Genomic DNA, 16,939 nt, shown 5'->3' with positions numbered 1-16,939 from the left:
GATTGCGCGTGCTGCCAGCTATCATCCTTATACTTCAGGGTCCCACCGGTACTTGAGCTCGCGGATTTCCGCCACCTTGGCATCCAGGCCGTTCCACGGCTCATAGGGGTTCGCAGCAATCAGCCGGGATAAGCGCAGGAAGCGGTCCTTGGGCAGCTCCTGTACATATCTTCCGATCAGCCCGGAATAGAGCAGTGCATAACGCTTCAGGCGTACCGCTGCCCCGGCAACGACAGTCAGAATAGCCAGCCCTTTGTCCATTTCGAGAATTTGCACTTCGTAGTTCTTAACATAGCGGAGGGTGCGGTCTTTAATCAAATCGGGCCGGACCTTGGCGATTTCACCGATATATTCAGCGAGCAGCGGCTCGAAGTCCTTCAGCAGCAGCTGTTCCAGCTCCAGAACCATGTCCTTGCGCAGCTGGAAGCCGTGCAGCAGGGCTACGCGCTGGCGGGAGATCCGGTCTCCGCGCAGCAGAATGGAGATCTCGCGGAGCTTCTCATAAGCGAGGACATCATTCTCGCGGAGGACGGATACTGCCTCCTGGCGGTTAAGCTCCAGATCTTCCTTAATTCTGAGGATGTTCCGGCCCAGCAGCTCATTAAGGGCATACAGATTTTCGTTCTGCCGTACTTTTCGCTGCGTATAGTAGACCAGTCCGGCTATCACGATGCCGCCGGCACCGCTTAGCGCCATCTGCTGCAGGCTTTGGCCGAAATAAACCGAAGCCAGAGTCAGCAGGAGGATGAGCAGCAGCCGGGTATGCATCTTGCGCCCGGCAATGGATACCGCCTGCTTCTCCACGGGAGTCAGTGAGGCACGGCCGCAGCGGGTGCAGCGTTCCTCGCCCAGGGCGGTGTAACGCCCGCAGCGGCGGCAGATACGGAGCTTCTCATAAGAATAGCGGGGAGCCTTGAACGGCCGGAAGGTAACAGGTTTCTTCTTACTCACGGGTAGAGTCGCCTCCGTTCAGTGCAGCAAGGAGCCGCTCGTCTATGTCCTGACGGGTAAGCGGCTTCCGCTGGCGTGAAGCGTATAAGGAGATCTGAATAACGGCATAGAGGAACGTTACTCCGAGTATGACGTATGTAATCATGGAACTCTTCCTTTCTCTCTGGTTACGGTCTTTTAATCAAATATTCAGGAACACGGCGTATACTTAGAATAATCCATCCGCTTCAAGATGGCGATTCTACCAGACGGGAGTGCCGGTCCAGCGGTCACTATGTTGATGTTTACAAGGTTTAATTATATCATAATGGCATACTATTTACAGAATTTAGCTATGCTGCCGGATTTGCCAGATCCGCCGAATTTAACACAAGAGGAGCCCTATTTATGCTTCGTACACACCGTAACCCCAGAACGATCAAGAATAGACTGCAGCGCATTTTTCCTGTATTGCTGCTGATCCTATGCATCGCTGTCCTGCCTTTCGGAGGCGCAGCGGCCAGTGCTGCTTCTGCGGCGCCGTCCCATATTGATGCTGTACTGCTGATTGATGTCAGCAACTCGATGAACAAGAGCGACAAGAACAAGATCGCGAATGAAGCGATGAAGATGTTCATAGATATGCTGTCCACGCAAGGAGACAAGGTGGGGATCGTTGCCTACACCGACAAGGTGCAGCGCGAGAAGGCCCTGCTTGGCATCACCTCTGCCGGGGACAAACAGGATTTGAAGGATTTCATCGACGGGCTGAACCGTGGACCCTACACGGATATAGCGGTCGGAATGGAAGAAGCTGTGAAGGTGCTGGAGAACGGCAGCGATCCTGGCCATGAGCCGATGATCGTGATGCTGGCCGACGGCAACAATGACTTAGATGAAGCCAGCGGCGCTACGCAGGCCCAGTCCGATCAGGAACTGAAGGCCGCTGTAGAAACTGCGAAGCAGAAGGGGTACCCGGTGTATACGATCGGGCTCAATGCGGATGGTAAGCTGAACAAGGATATTCTGTCTAATCTGTCCGATCAGACAGGCGGCAAGGCATTCACAACGGATTCCGCGGATGATCTTCCGCAGATTCTCAGCGAGATTTTTGCCAGCCATCTGAAGCTGAAGGTCGTGCCGGTGCCGTCGATTACGGCAAACGGCGATTATCAGGAAGTGACGGTCAATGTGCCGAACGGCAGTGTGCTGGAAGCGAATATTTCAATTATGTCCTCGCAGCCTGTAACGGCGAAGCTGAGTGATCCGTCAGGGAAGGAAGTAGCGATTCCCTCGGATGCTGTGCTGCTGTCCAAGTCTTCTACCTACACGCTGATCAAGCTGCTCTCGCCGGAGCAGGGAGACTGGAAGCTCCAGGTCAAGGGTGTGGCGAAGGACAAAATTGATATCAATCTGGTATTCAACTATGATCTGGAGCTTAAGATCGATGCGCTGCCTTCCCAGTCCTACCGCAAAGGTGACACCGTCGATATCTCCTCGCATCTGTTCAGCAACGGTGCTGAGGTTACAGAGAGCAGCTTGTACCAGGAGATGAAGGCAGTGCTGCTGGCTACGGATGTCGATACGGGGACTGTGGAGGAGATTGCGCTCGACAATTCAGGTGCTGAGTTCAAGGGTGCTTTTGAAATAAAAGACAATCATGCCTATGAACTTAAGGTGCGGGCCGAAGAGAGCAGCTTCTACCGCGAGAGCGATGTGCTGACAATCAACGCCAAGACAGGAACGGTGGCTACAAGTCCTCCGGCCACGGGGGCAGGCACTGGTGAAGAACCGGTTACGGATCAGAAGTCCTCGAACACTCTTTACTATATTATAGGCGGGATTGTACTCCTGCTGGCCGCCGCCGCCGCATTCTGGCTGCTGCGCCGCAGATCAAACCGCGGTTTTGTCGGACAGCTGGTTGTGGAAGTGCTGGACGGCAATACCGGAGAGAAGACCTATCCGCAGTACAAGAAGCTTGCAGGCTTCCGCGGCAAATTCACATTGCATCAGCTGCTGCAGCTGGCGCCTGAACTGAAGGAGAGCGAGAAGCTGGTCTTCACTCCGGGGAACAATGACCGGCTGATGCTGCGCGGAGGAGAAGGAATCTCAGTGGAGCGGTCAGGGCGCGCCGCCGATACCTCGCGGGGCCTTGAGATGAAGAGCGGTGACCGCGTATCGGTCTCCCTGCAGACGGTAGATAAGACGATATTACTCGAATATTTGATATAACAGCAGACTAAGCGTAAGCTCCGAAGTGAATTTTTGAACGAAGCATGTTCAGGAAGAAGCGCTACGCATAACTTTTAGGAGGATAACCTATGAAACCGGTAGTAAGAGAACATATTCAGCAGCTCGATGTATCGCTTGGCGGAGGGATCGTCAGCGACAAAATAAGAGTGGACACCATAGACAACCCGATTCTGATTATCGGACTTGGCGGCACGGGCATCGATGCCCTGCTGCGCTTGAAATACCAGATTAACCGCCGCTTCAAGCTGCCTGAGGATCCGTTGTCCAAGAAGAAACGGGATAAGCCCGACAATGTGGAATTCCTGGCGTTCGAGACCAATGAACAGGACCGCGGCAAAAAATATAAAGGCATCGGCCTCGACCCGCAGAATGAATTCGTGCTGCTGGCCAATGCCGAGATCGGCGGACTGCTGCAGAACCGCAGCATTCTTGATTCGTACATTACAGACTGGCTGTCGCCGGAGCTGAGTATCACGGACGGTATGAACGGAGCCGCCGGGGTGCGCCAGGCCGGACGCCTGCTGCTGTTCACGAAGATTAATCAGGTCGTGGCTGCGATTGATAAGAAGATCAAGACGCTGTCGGTCGGCACCAGCAAGAAGCTGATGGTTTTCCTGCTTACCGGCTTGTCCGGCGGAACAGGCAGCGGTGCCTTTCTGGATATTGCCTACATTGTCCGGGGGATTATTGAACGTGACTATGGCGCTGCCGGTATCGACCGCGTGAATACGCTGGGTTACCTGTTCACCCCGGATGTGAATCTGGCGAACAAGAGCCTCAGCGAGCATACCCGCGAGTATATCCGCAAAAACGGTTATGCTGCGCTCAAAGAGCTGGATTACTGGATGAATGTGGACAGCCGGGGAGAACGGTTCCACCAGCAGTACGGCAATATTCTAAGCGTCAATTCGCCGCTGCCGCCGTTCAATCTGTGTCATCTCATCTCGGCGACGAATACGGAAGGCAAGCTGCTGGAGAATGCCTATGATTACTGCATGAATGTAACGGCTGAGAATATCACCAACTTCATGGCCAGCGAGGAAAAAGCCTCCGGCGAGGAATTCGCCATCCATGACTATATCAGCAACATCCGCACCAACATTGCGCAGATGAACAAGACGTATCCTGCGAATTATGAATACAACATTATCGGCGCTTCCTCGGCGGTGCTGCCGATTGAGGAAATGACCACATATCTGGCTTTCCGCCTCTTCGACAAGATGGACAAGATGTTCCATCACGCCCCGGGGCAGGAGGATGTGGAGAAGATGGCACGCAAGCTCGGCATTGATCTCGATACAATGATCAAGACCTTCGAGTCCCGTGTGCCTGAGCCGCTGCCCGGCTATCAGAACAGTGAGCGCCTCAGCCATGCCAATGTGGTCAAGAACCAGGTGGTCAGCATGGATACGGAGCTGGAACAGAACTTCCTCGCCCGTGCGCGGGAAGAATACATCAAAGCGAAGAAGCAGCTGCCGGGTGAAATCACCGGACGTTTCGGCGAGGAGCTGGAGCGGATCTTCCTGCATCCGGAGCAGGGGCCGTTCTATGTATCCCGGCTGCTCTACACGGAGAAGGGCTTCTGTATCCTGAAGCTGATCCAGTCGTATATTGAAGCGCTGCGGGAGAGCCTGCTCCGTCTGCCGCGTGATATCGAGACGGCGCAGGACAGTGCAGAGGAGAAGCTGGGCGATGCGCGCAGCGCTTTTGTCTCCAAGGAGAAGAAGAAGAACGCCTATATCGAAGCCAAGATCAATGAATACTGGCTGCATGCCGATGTGGAGCGCACCGAGCAGATGATCCAGTTCTACGAGGATCTGTACGAGCTTCTGAATGAAGAGAACAGCCGGATCTACGGCGTATTCACAGAGATTCTGACGGCGCTCAGCTCAATCTTCGAGAAGAATGGCGACATTCTGATCAATGGCGAAGAGCAGGCTGATCATAAGGGCAACAAAACCTACTATTGGAATATCGTCAATGTGCCGGATATTTCGGCAACCATCTCTAAGGTGATGGACCAGAAGGACGGCGACGATCTGATCCGTGATTTCACGCGCGAAATGCTGAAGCATTCCGGACGCTGGGTCAAAGAGCAGGAGATTGATATCGTCCGTTCGATCTCTGAATTCCTCAGCGACAAGTTCGGTGATCTCATTACCCGTTCAATGGAAGATTTCCTGGTGATGAAATACGGGCGCGAGGAGCCGCTGGATAAGTTCGTTGAGCGGATTATCGCCGGACGTCTGGATGAAGATGCGGTGCCGATTTTCCACCTCAGCAACAGTTCAGGCAGTCTGCACTTCCCGTCTTGGGGCTTCGTATCCGTGCCGGTGAAGGCGCCGGGTATTCTGAAGGGAATCCGCAATTATCAGAACAATGCACTCGGCAAATCGCAGTTCACGATCAAGGAAAGCCAGGTTAAGAACCGGATTTTCTGGCTCAATACACGTAACGGGGTGCCGCTGTTTGTGTATACGCCGCTGCGGGTGTTCGAGGAGAACTATGAACGGACCATCCTGGACAAGGAAGGCATTGGCCGACATCTGGTGATGACCGACAAGGATAACTGGACCTACCTGCCTTCCCCGATTCCGGAGAAATCATGGGGCGATACCTACGTTAATGCGCGGGTCCGTGATTATAATGCCAGAGTGCGTGCGGATTTCTTACGTGCCCTGGAGGCTGGTGTAATTATCGAGAAAGGCATCGACGAGAATACGAGCAGCCGCTTCTCGGTCATCTTCACGAAGCCGTTTGATCTGGATAAAATGCTAAGCGGCTATGATCTGCAGCTTGGCTCCTCGCGTCCGAATCTGGGCGAAGTGAGAAAAGCCGCTGAAGAGCTCAAAGCGCTGCGCTCGGGCGGCCTGGAACGTGAAGGAATTAAGGACATCTTCGGCAGCATCAACCGTGAACTGGCCCAGGAGAACCTGATCCGCTCCCCGCAGCTGATTGCCCGTGTCCGTGAAGAGCTGGCGAAATACGACGTATTGTCGGCCAAGGCAGCGGAACTCGAAGTGCTGGTCCACCAGCATCTGGATGAAGACAAGTGGATCGACCAGTTCATCGAGGCGCTGTACACCGATACCATCACCAAAAAAGGTGCGCTCTATGTCTATGACCGTGACGAGGACGAAGATGCCTGGGAGCCGTTCGCGAACCTGATGAAGGAACGCAGCTATGTGGAGTATGCCGTCTACCGCCATTTCCGTGCGCTGGATGAGAAAAGCCGCAGTCTCCTGCTGCGCAAGGCGGCACGCCGGGCCGGAGAGATGACGGCGGCGGAGGATGTGACTCCGCTGCTGTATAAGCTGGAAGGGATGTATGTATCGTTCCTGGAGGCGCGCGACAGCCTGGAATATGAGCGGGTAGAGCATGCGAACGGCGATGAAATGTACGGCTTCTACAAGAGCCTGACCGGTAAGCTCGGCAGCATCCGCAGAAAGCTGAAGTAGGCCTATGATCAGAGATCAGGCCTTACAATATGCAGAGCAGTACGCTGCGCAGGAGGAAGCGCAGCATAACAAGGGGGATGGGCGCAGCAGCATCCATTACCCTGCTCTGTTTCTGTTCCTCGGCGACAAGGTGACCCCGGCCATCGGTCCGGTGCTGGAACGCTGCGAGCGCAAATGGGACAATGCAGGCGGTGTCATGGCGCTGCACGCGGGTTCTCCCAGCGGCAGCGGCAGTACGCAGGAGAAGGATGGAATCAAGGGATGGATCGGCAGCGGTAACAGCAGCGTTCATGAACGCGTGTTGCACATGGCCCTGCCTAACACGGCGGGCCGTGATCCCCGGACGGTCCGGCGAGAGCTGTACCGTGAATTTCATGAGGACAGCCAGTACCTGGCCGGGATGAACCGGACACTGCGCCAGTTAAGCAACAGCATAGCGGACTACGGACGGCTGTATTCTTCGTTCGATGTCATCCATCTGTCCATCGTTACGCGGGTCGATGATCCGCTTAATGTGCTGCTGCCGGAGGTTGCCCTGCTGGCCCGCGCCATCCTCAGCCAGTCGTTCAAGTCGGTGCAGACCGATCTGTATGCGCTGATCAACGAGCGGGAGCAAGGGGATAACTTTGGCTATTCCAGCTCGGTAGGGCTGGCTTTTCTGCGTGAGCTGGACGGGATGCAGGCGGCGGACTATGCCTTAAGCGCTCCGCTTCTGGTTACGGAGGAAGGGCTGTCCATCCCCGTGGGCCATGGTCCTTCCGCGTTGTTCGATCTGGTCTATCTGCTCTCCGACAAGAACGAGCGCGGACTGATGTCCGTTCACGGGATGGACGACAATTATGAGATTATTGCCCATATCAGCCTGCTGAAGAACCGTGTCCGGCCTGCGGCTGATCATGCTTCCGGGCATGGCGGCTACAATAATATGACTTTCAAAAGCGGCATACGGGGCAGCACGGGCAGACAAGGCTATGCTTCGGCCGGTTTCTCGGCGGTACGCAGGCCGAACCGGCAGATTGCGCTGGCGGTGCTCTACCATGCCCTGCATTACCTGGCTGAGAAGCTGCGTGCCGGCAACAGCCGGAGCCTTAAGGAACGGCAGGCGCTGCTGGGCCTCGGAGCGGATTCCCTGCGTGCCCGCGCGGCGGAACTGCTGCCGGATGACACCGGCCTTGCGGAGATGACCGGGCTGATGAGCCATGGACGCCCGTCCTACTCGGAGCTCAGAGCGCTATCGCTGCGCGAAGCCGAGGAGCTGCTCTTCGGCGAAGGCGGGCAGGCCTATTTCCGCAGCAACTTTGCGGAAGTGTCCGCAAGAAGGACTGCGGCCATCGACCCTGCCCGGGAGTGGGCCGGCGTTCTGGCCGCCGAGGAGCAGGCAACTCCGCCGGTGACCTTCTATCAGCTCGCAGAATGGACAGCCGAGCTGGCGGAGGGCGGAGGGAGTATGCTTCATGCCCTGCGCCAGCATATGGGCGGACTGCGTTCGGCACTGCTCTCTGCGCAGGAGGAGCTGGAACGGCTCTATGCGGAGAGTGTAGAACGCCAGCCGTTCCAGCGGGTGCCGCTGCTGGATAAACGGACTGTGCGTAATTTCATTCATTATTTATTTGATACCGTATATGGTAAGAAATATGAGATTCTCCGGCTCGAAAGCGAGCTTGCCCTCTGCCTCCGCTATGATGCGGCGCTTGAGCAGCTGCATGCGGACAGCAGAGCCAAGGTCCTGGCGATGGAAGCGCTGGAGGAGGAGCTGCATAGCCTGGCCCTTGCCAGCATCGGCCGCAGCAAGGACACCGTGGACCAGAACATCATGGAATATTACCGCAGCGTGACGGAAGAGGTCATGAAGGATATCGAGACCCGACGCGGCGGAGATATCTTCTTCAGTGAGCGGTTTATGGGCAGCCTCTCAGAGCTGCTGCGGCGCGGCCGCGATGCCGTGGCTGAGCGGCTGATCGAAATCTGCCGCCGGGAGCTGCTGACGGCAGGGCCCTTCACGCTTCCGTTCGAGGAAGAGCTGCTGCGGCGTGCCAATGTCGCGGCGGCCTATGAGAACCGGGACATTGTCTCCAAGGAGGAGCTGTTCAAGCAGCTCTACCGCAGTCTCGAAGAGGAGGCGGCAATGAATGTCCGCCTGTTTGAATATACGCAGGAGCACCGGCATGAGGAGAAATACTTTTTCGGCGACAGTGCCTCCGAATTCCTGCGCTATGCCTTCGGTGCTGACGAGACCACCCGCATCTACCGCTTGGGCTTCGTGCATGAGCAGCGCAGGAGCGGAGTGGAGAAGCTGAATCTGATGGGCGGCTTCCACCTGGAGGATCTGCTCTATTACCGCAACGGCAAGGTATATTATGAGACCTATGCGGGCAACGGCTATGAGCTGCACGGTCTTGCTGAGGAGCAATTGCCGGAGATGAGATGAGGACAATGTTCTCTCATTCTGCTGCAGGAAGTGCAATAGAATGAAATTTCAGATCCTTTTTCAGGGAGTCTGTTGTACAGAATGCATCAGAATAGAATTAGCAGCCTATTCACCCTGCAGTAGAAACTCCAGCCCCACTGCGCCGGTTTCAAGCGCATTATTATTAAGGTTTTTCCGGAAAGGATGAATATTAATGCAGCGTAAAATCAATCTCCTCCTGCTCCTCTTCAGTCTGCTGGGCGGCGGTGTGGCTTTTGTACTTGGCGAGCTGCTCCTGGACCGCAGGCCGTATGACCTGCCGCCGATTGTACTGGTTGGGATCTATTTTGCCCTTGTCGCGCTCTGTGTCTCTATAGGCAGCGTGGTTGCCGAGACGATCTCGCCCAAGCTGAATGGCCAGTCCTGGAAGCTACGTTATCTCGGCACGTCATGGAAAATGCTTCCGCTGGCAGTGGTGCTGCTGTTTGGCATAGGTACGCTGACCGAGTTCGTGTATGAACTGAACTTTGGCGGCATCAAGCCGGTCAAGAATGTGATCATGGTCATCGATGATTCCGGCAGCATGCTGGAAAGCGACCCCAATAACAGCCGCTACGAAGCAGCCAGAGCACTGGTGCAGCAGCTGGATGAAGACAACAAGGTAGCCGTGGTCACGTTCAGCCATGAGGCTTCCGTGGTCCAGCCGCTGATCCCGCTCTCGAAGGCGGAGAACCGCCAGAAGGTGTCGGATGTAATCAGCAGCCTGGTGACTACCGAGGGCGGAACGAATATCAGCGGGGCTCTTACAGAAGCGATGAATGTCATCAATGAAGACGGGGCGGACCGCGGAGCGATGGTCATTCTGTTATCTGACGGCTTCAGCCAGTTTGATACGTCAACTGAGCTGACCGCATTTGTAGACCGCGGCATTGCGGTCAATACCATCGGGCTTGCCCTGGATGATCCGTCCGGCTCCAATCTTCTGCAGGATATCGCCAGCGTGACAGGCGGCCAGTATTATGATGTTACAGATGCGAACCGTCTGGGCGAGGTATTCCAGCAGATTTATGACCGTCTGGGCGACCGGACCCTGCTCACCGAGCGCAGTGATAGGGCAGCAGACAGTCCTTATTATGCTGTAGTGCGGATTCTTGCGTTGATCCTGATTGGTACCGCACTGGGCCTCGGGCTTGGCATTATATTCGATAACCGCCATCTGGCCCGCAGCTTCAGCTTCGGAGGCGCATTATCCGGGCTCGCTGCCGGACTGATTCTCGAATTCGGTCTCAACGGGGATACGGTTACAGATCCAATGATCCGCCTGCTGGCACTGCTGGTGCTCGTTGCTATTCTTACATTGTTTACTTATGTAGTACCTGTAGGGGAAGGACGCCTGTCCCGCAAGGGGAGAGCCGCCGGAGCCGCGGCCGCACCTGCGGACGGATTCCCTCCGCCGCGCCGGAACCGCGGCAGTAAGGGATTCTGAGTCCGATGGTTACCTAATGAAAGGAGCATGTTGCCATGAAGTACGCCGAGGTTGATTCTGGTGCACCGGTTATAGCCGAAGTGGTATCCAGAGTGGAAGACCGGTTCTGCACGCTGCGGTGGCGCTGGCCGGATGGCGTGCAGGCGGTATGTATTCATAAAGCCTCTGCGGAGGCACCGGAGGATGAGGAACATCCGCCTTCCGGCATGAAGCTCTACACACGTGAAGAGTACAAAGCGAATAACGGTTACCGTGACCGGCTGGATGAGATCGGGCTGGTGGCGTATACCATCTATGCCCGGCTGGCCGGGAACGGGGAGACGCTGCTGGTGCGTCAGCGGGACGGTGCCAACAAGACACTGGTAAGCGCGGGCAAAGCGAGAATCTATTATTCCGTCCAGCACAAAAAGGGCCTGTTTAGTAAGCTGAAAACCGTGCATATGACAATTACCGCTGAGGTGCCTGTACCGAAGGAAGTACTATGCTACGTGAAGAAGCGGGATGGCCATCCCGCCTCCAGGGAGGACGGGGCGCTTTTCCCGTTCGTGCAGGATTTCGCCCCCGGACGAAATCAGCTTCCGCCGATTGAGGTCGGCAAAGACGACTTCATCCGGATCTTTTTCACGGACGGCCGCAAGTACGGTTTATATTACGAGCTGGTGCCGGAGTGACCGGCCGGCAGGGTGTAAGGAATATTAGTTGGAGCGCGGAGCTCAGCCGGATACGTCCAGATATGGAATAACTGTATTTCATACAGCTAAAGTGGCAGATTTCTGCTGTACGGGATGTTTAATTGTATTTTGTACATCTATATCCCGGGAAAAGCCTCTAATCATGCTCTCTGCTCCGGTATAGTTGCACGAACTGCAGCTATTCGGACGCAAGCGGGCGGAAACGGTAATATAGCTGTACAAAGTGCAGTTATATGCGCTCCAAGAACCGCGTACAAACGGAATGCCGGGGAAGTGCAGTGTGTAAGGCCGGAGAAATTAAGCGAGCGGACCGTCTGCGCTCAGATATAGAAGCAAATTTGTGCGATACCCGTTTTGCGAGCAGCTCGTTCGTTGAGCAGCTGTTGCGGCAAAACTTTAGGCTTATGCTTTCGAAGCCAGTTTTGTCAGCAACTCATTCGCCTGAGCTGCTGCATCAAAACTTGGAGATTATGCTTTCGAAGCCAGTTTTGTCAGCCGCCCATTTACCTGAGCTGCCGGACAAAACGTTGAGGAGGAAGAGAAATGTCTTTTTTTAGCCGCTTCATGAAGAAGAATCAGGCCCCGGCAAGGCCTCTGTATTATGATATCGTCTGCCCGTACTGCTTCTCCCGCTTTGAGCCGGAGGAAGTGGTGTTCCGGGCCATGCACAGCCGTGAGGATGACGAGAATTATGCGCTGGGCGAAGATGATCTGCTGAATAAGTACCGTGAGCGCTTCGGCCTCGATACGGTAGACGATCTGGAAGCGATACTGAACCCGGCGGATATTCCGGAGGAGTATCATCATTATACGGACCATGTGCTGACCGGAATCACCGACCGCTATGGCGTGCTGACCCGCAGACGGCTATGTCCGTCCTGCCATAATGAGCTGCCTGTAACGGCGGGCAAGGTGCCGAGCAATATTATCTCGATTATCGGCGCTTCCCAGGTAGGGAAGTCGGTGTATATGACCTCGCTGATTCATACGCTGCAGCATACGACAGCGGGACATTTTGACGCGGCTTGTATGCCGCTGAATGCCGAGATCAGCCGCAAATTCCGCACCCTGTACGAAGAGCCGCTGTTCGAGCGGGGAGATCTGCTCGCTTCTACCCAGAAGGAGAAGATGCAGGAGCCGTTCATTTTCCAGTTCGTGTTCAAGGATGAATCCAAGCCCCCGCTGACGCTGGTGTTCTTCGATGTTGCCGGTGAAGGGATGGTCGATCAGGACTATCTGGGCCTGCACGGCCAGCATATCAAGAACTCCGCAGGCATTCTGTTCATGGTCGATCCGCTGCAGATCCGCTCCATCCGCGAGAAAATCCGCATCAACTTCGGCGACCGTCCGGGCGAGTGGGTGTCGCAGTACGATGAGCCGCGTGATGTGGTGCTGACAATGTTCGGCGACTTCATCGCTTATCAGGAGAAGAGCAAAACCAATATTCCAACGGCCATTGTACTGGCCAAAAGCGACATGCTGCACTCACTCAAGGATGAGGATGGCGATTACATCAAGTCCAACAGCAACGTGTTCAACAACTATGTGCACCGCAACACGCTGAATCTGGACGAGTTCCATAACATCGATGGTGAAATCCGCCGCTTTATCGAGAAGGTCGACCGTCCGTTCAAGGATACGATGGATGTGTACTTTGCCAACACCGGTTACTTCGCGGTATCTGCGCTGGGCAGCAATCCGGTCAATCAGAAGGTGGAGGGTGTCGTCAGTCCGATCCGTGTGGACGAGCCGTTTATCTGGCTGCTGCACAAGCTGAATTATATTGAGGGGAGCGACGGGCCGTGAACAGATTTTCAGGGTCCATGATCACCCAGCAGATGTATACCCGCGAGCGCCGCGGCGTTTACCGGGCGACAGAGGGATTCGATACGGTAGCGAAATCGGAGAGTCTCGACAATAATTTTGTCAAAAAAATCCTGCATCCCTTCTGCCTCTACGATGCTCCGGCCGAGCTCGCGGCACGCGGTGAGAAGGATGAGGAGCTGTATCCTGACGCGCTGCATCTGTTCCATACGGAGAGCAATGAGACAGTGATTGGCCTGAGCCGCTATCTGGCGGCGGATTTCACGGGGCAGCGGAGCGCTTTTTTTGCCCATAATTTCGTGGTGCCGCCTATCCGCTCGGAGGAGATTGTTGAGGGGTACGGGGAATGGCTGCATGCCGGCTTTGCCCGGAGTTATGAGGGGGAGCCGGGCGGAACACTGCCTGAGCTGGAGTCCATTCCAGTCGGGGTCCGTGAAGAGTCTGCAGACCCGCTGACCGTACTTCGCAGCCTCGGATTCACCGAAGAGCTGTTCAAAGCCCTGCTTCAGGCGGTCATGCTGTCCGTAGCCGGCAAGAAGAAGATCTATGTAGCGCTGGATGTACCGATCAGTGAGTTGTCGCAGCGTGCGGTGGAGCTGACGGAGGTCCTCTATGCTTCAATGCCGCATGACTTCCGCCGCAGGCTGGGAGTGATCACTTATGCCAAAGAGCCGCAGAGCCGCAAATATATTCACCTGACCTTTGTGGAGAAGGGCTCGCTGCGCCCGGGGGACCGGAGTATTGAGAAGGATTATATTTTTGATCTGGCAGGCGCGCGGATTCTGAATGCCGATTTCGGGGAGTCCCGGCAGACGTATGCAGACCTGGCCTGGAAGACGCTGGGGCAAAAGGGCGGGAGTCTCAGAGATTTCGCCAGATTCGCCGACTCCCTGCTGCTTGGGGAGAGCGTGGACCGCAAGCTGTCGCTGGCACTCTACAATGAGCTGGCTGTCTTTTATGAGATTGAGCAGGGCAATGAAGATTTATATACTGGGAACAAGAACGCTGTGCTCGGCGGTCTGCTGTCCTATCTGAAGCCGGAGGGGGCGCTGGAATCCCGGGTGCGGCTAAATGATATGTTCCTGGAGCGGTTCGACCGTGAGTATGATCTGATCCGCAAAAAAGGGATACCGGCGCCGGAGATTCTGGAGTGGTTCAAGGAGTATTTTGCGCTGCCGGGCCATAATTACCGGGTCAAAATTGTGGATTACTTCATCAACGGAATGCTGAACTGCCAGTCGGCGGGACGTGAGGATGCGCTTGCTGCCGCTTACGGTATTATTGAGGGCAACGATGAGCTTAGTGCGGCCTTCTTCAAAAGAGTGCTGGCCCAGCCTATCTTCCGCAAAGCGCTGCTGGAGCCTTATATGGAATCCCGGCTGGCTGACGCGCCGAAATCGGCGGATATTCTGCGGTTCGTGGCGCATTGGGGCCGTTTCCTTCCGGAGGCGCTTCAGCAGGCTTTCGTGCGCGATACCGTCAAGGAATATCTGCTGGAGAAGCTGCAGCGGGACAATGATCCGGTGGCGGCGGTGGCATCGGTTCATGAGTCGGTGCAGAAGGCCGAGAAAGAACGCCGCAGAGGCGGCGGTGTACATGCTGAAGCGCTGTCACTGCTGCAGGAGCTGGGAACCGTTGCCGACCGCTTCCTGCTGAACCGGATCTCGCTGGACGAGCTGACGATGGAGCAGCTGCTGGAGATTTCCTTCCTGCGCTACCGGGATACGGCGGATTGGCAGCCGCCGCTGGATGCAATCGCTAAGCGTAAAGCGAATGCGCTGCGCGCTGCGTACCGCTGGTTCGGGGAGGAGAAGCCGGACGAGGAGATTTTCGCCGGTCTGTCTCCCCGGGAGCTGGATGATGTACAGCTGCTCGGAGGACGCTGGCTGAAGGAGTCGCGGAGCATCGAGCCGTTCGAACGGCTGCCGCTGGCCTTCTACCACAGCAGTGAACGTGAGGGCGGTCCGCTTGATTACGATGCGCTGCTGGAGCTGGTGGCACGCAAAGCGGGCAATGATAAGGAAACGGTTTACCGTTTCCTGGCCTGGTCGCAGCATAACCGGCTGTTCACCATCTCGAGCAAGAAGCTGTGGCCGAATTACCGGCGGGCGGTGCTGAAGTATTTCCTGAAGAACGACCGCGAGGCGTTCAAGAACCGTGATTTCCGCAAAAGCTATAGCTCGGCTGCAACGCCCGCCATGCAGAATGTCTATAATGAAGCCCGCTCCCAGCTGGCTTCGCCGCTGGCGCGGTGGGTCAGCCGCAGCCGATTTCAGATCCTGATCTCCGGCAGCGTGCTTGGGATCGTACTGATCATAGCCATCATCGCTATCAGCTGGCTGCGGCCGGATGCGGATACCGCTGCACCGCAGCCGACTGTGAGCCCGATTCGGGGTGATATCCACAATGCGGATGGGCAAGAGCAAGGCCCGGTCTCTGTACGGCTGGTTGGCGGAGTGGCAGGTGCCGGGACAAGCACAGGAACCGGAAATGGTGGAACAGAAGGTACAGGGAATGCTGGCGGGGCTGAAGGCGGCGGGGAGGCAGGCAGCGGGAATGCTGGCGGGGCTGAAAGCAGCGGGGAGGCAGGCGTCAAGCTGGTGTTCAGCTTTGCCTCTGTGGCGGAATGCTCCGCCTTTAACCCGGCGGAGATCATCGTGATGTCCGGTAATAACGTTGCGGACACTTACAAGGTTGCAGCAACTGCGAGCAGTTGCCTGGCCGCCGGAGTTGACGGCGGTGCGAATGGGGATGCAGCCGCTGGAAATAGCGGCGGCTTTGATAAAGCCGAAGCCTCCCCGGCGGCGGGTGCATCGGGCGCCGGAAATGACGGCGGCTCTGATGAGGGAGCCGTCGGGACTGACGGCGGGGCGACCGGAAATGCAGCCGCTGGAAATAGCGGCGGCTCTGATGAAGCCGAAGCCTCCCCGGCGGCGGGCGCATCGGGCGCAGGAACACCTGCGCGCGTATATGAAGTGACGGTGGAGCTGGAGCCGGGCGCAAAGCTGGCCGCGGGTGATGTGATCACTGCGGGAATCTATACGCTGAAGCTACAGGCTAGTCCGGGGAGCATTCTGGGAAGTACCCCGAGCACTACTCCGGAGACTACACCCGGCACCGGCCCCACTCCTTCCGCCAGCCCGGACACGGATGCGGAATGATTGGGTGAGAGCCTGAATTGGGCGAAGCCGGATGTAAGAGAAGTCCGGCATTTCATCAACGGTGCTTCCGCGTAAGCTGGCAGAGAGGTCATTGTACTTTGTACACTCAAATCAGGAATAATCAGCCCTATTATGCGTTCTATTGTATTTGGTACATTAGAATCCGGATTTTAGAGCTTATAAGGGGTATATTCCAAAATCAATTGTACTAAATACAGCAGAATGCATTATGGCCGCCTTTTATTCCCATTCTGTTGTACATAATACAATCAACCAGCTGCCGGCTCTTGCCGGAAGCGGAAGCATCACTATTTAAGTCCTGAACAGCATGATATGCCGGGAGAATGCGGCGAGTGTTGTTCAGGACTTTTTGTGCGGAAGGGGCCGGTTGTGCCTATAATTGAAACAGCTTGTCTATAGACATACAGGGGAATAGTAGATATGATTGTTTGTGAATATTCAAATTTAATAAGCTTTGGAAAAAGGTGCGGATTTCCGTAGAAACAGGCGTAGTCATGCAACAGATACCCATGCCGGTTCTACGATTGTAATCTGCTTAAAAGGGAAGTCCGGTGCAAGTCCGGTGCGGTCCCGCCACTGTAAATGCGGAGCGACTCCTGAGAAGCCACTGTCTGATAATAGGATGGGAAGGCGGGGGAAGCAATGAAGCTTAAGCCAGGAGACCTGCCTTTTTCGTTGTTGTTTCTATTCTTCGGGGGTAAGAATGC

Annotated in this window: 9 protein-coding genes and 1 riboswitch; of the genes, 7 read left to right on the top strand and 2 right to left on the bottom strand. The window is 55.8% G+C overall.

The window, feature by feature from the left end:
* Positions 1-27: 27 nt before the first annotated feature.
* Complete coding sequence (locus NYE33_RS35290) at positions 28-951, bottom strand: hypothetical protein (RefSeq protein WP_039305825.1); 924 nt, start codon at positions 949-951, stop codon at positions 28-30.
* The gene (locus NYE33_RS35285) at positions 944-1,096 is read right to left on the bottom strand and encodes a hypothetical protein (protein WP_341069940.1); all 153 of its coding nucleotides are present in this window, start codon (positions 1,094-1,096) and stop codon (positions 944-946) included. The genes NYE33_RS35290 and NYE33_RS35285 overlap by 8 nt, the downstream gene beginning before the upstream one ends.
* A 242-nt stretch (positions 1,097-1,338) precedes the next feature.
* On the opposite strand from NYE33_RS35285, the gene NYE33_RS35280 reads away from it, so the two are divergent.
* From NYE33_RS35280 to NYE33_RS35250, 7 genes are all read left to right on the top strand, one after another.
* Entirely contained in the window at positions 1,339-3,162 is a 1,824-nt protein-coding gene (locus NYE33_RS35280) for a vWA domain-containing protein (RefSeq protein WP_336102412.1), read from the top strand.
* 89 nt (positions 3,163-3,251) lie between these two features.
* Positions 3,252-6,641, top strand: coding sequence for a tubulin-like doman-containing protein (locus tag NYE33_RS35275; RefSeq protein WP_341069937.1), 3,390 nt, complete (start codon positions 3,252-3,254; stop codon positions 6,639-6,641).
* A gap of 4 nt (positions 6,642-6,645) precedes the next feature.
* On the top strand, positions 6,646-9,069 hold the full coding sequence (locus NYE33_RS35270; protein ID WP_341069936.1) for a transcription initiation factor TFIID: 2,424 nt from the start codon (positions 6,646-6,648) through the stop codon (positions 9,067-9,069).
* A gap of 193 nt (positions 9,070-9,262) precedes the next feature.
* Positions 9,263-10,534, top strand: a complete 1,272-nt coding sequence (locus tag NYE33_RS35265; protein ID WP_042133858.1) for a vWA domain-containing protein — start codon at positions 9,263-9,265, stop codon at positions 10,532-10,534.
* Positions 10,535-10,569: 35 nt separating this feature from the next.
* Positions 10,570-11,205 (top strand): hypothetical protein, encoded by a 636-nt coding sequence (locus NYE33_RS35260; protein WP_042133861.1) that lies wholly within the window; start codon positions 10,570-10,572, stop codon positions 11,203-11,205.
* A gap of 564 nt (positions 11,206-11,769) precedes the next feature.
* Positions 11,770-13,032, top strand: a complete 1,263-nt coding sequence (locus tag NYE33_RS35255) for a hypothetical protein (RefSeq protein WP_042133863.1) — start codon at positions 11,770-11,772, stop codon at positions 13,030-13,032.
* Positions 13,029-16,211 carry a GAP1-N2 domain-containing protein gene (locus tag NYE33_RS35250; protein ID WP_341069935.1) on the top strand — a complete coding sequence of 1,061 codons (3,183 nt, stop codon included), beginning with the start codon at positions 13,029-13,031 and terminating at the stop codon, positions 16,209-16,211. Before NYE33_RS35255 ends, NYE33_RS35250 begins: the two co-directional genes overlap by 4 nt.
* 517 nt (positions 16,212-16,728) lie before the next feature.
* Positions 16,729-16,917, top strand: a riboswitch (cobalamin riboswitch).
* Positions 16,918-16,939 lie beyond the last annotated feature (22 nt).

The organism is Paenibacillus sp. FSL R10-2199, assembly GCF_038000235.1.
Taxonomy (GTDB): domain Bacteria; phylum Bacillota; class Bacilli; order Paenibacillales; family Paenibacillaceae; genus Paenibacillus_AQ; species Paenibacillus_AQ phytohabitans.
Note: the sequence above shows the minus strand (reverse complement) of the source record. Positions and strands in the feature narration are given on the sequence as shown.

Bases quoted from the DNA above. Each gene is read 5' to 3' on its own strand.
- NYE33_RS35280 (WP_336102412.1), top strand. From the start codon at position 1,339: ATGCTTCGTACACACCGTAACCCCAGAACGATCAAGAATAGACTGCAG.
- NYE33_RS35260 (WP_042133861.1), top strand. From the start codon at position 10,570: ATGAAGTACGCCGAGGTTGATTCTGGTGCACCGGTTATAGCCGAAGTG.
- NYE33_RS35275 (WP_341069937.1), top strand. From the start codon at position 3,252: ATGAAACCGGTAGTAAGAGAACATATTCAGCAGCTCGATGTATCGCTT.
- NYE33_RS35285 (WP_341069940.1), bottom strand. From the start codon at position 1,096: ATGATTACATACGTCATACTCGGAGTAACGTTCCTCTATGCCGTTATT.
- NYE33_RS35265 (WP_042133858.1), top strand. From the start codon at position 9,263: ATGCAGCGTAAAATCAATCTCCTCCTGCTCCTCTTCAGTCTGCTGGGC.
- NYE33_RS35270 (WP_341069936.1), top strand. From the start codon at position 6,646: ATGATCAGAGATCAGGCCTTACAATATGCAGAGCAGTACGCTGCGCAG.
- NYE33_RS35255 (WP_042133863.1), top strand. From the start codon at position 11,770: ATGTCTTTTTTTAGCCGCTTCATGAAGAAGAATCAGGCCCCGGCAAGG.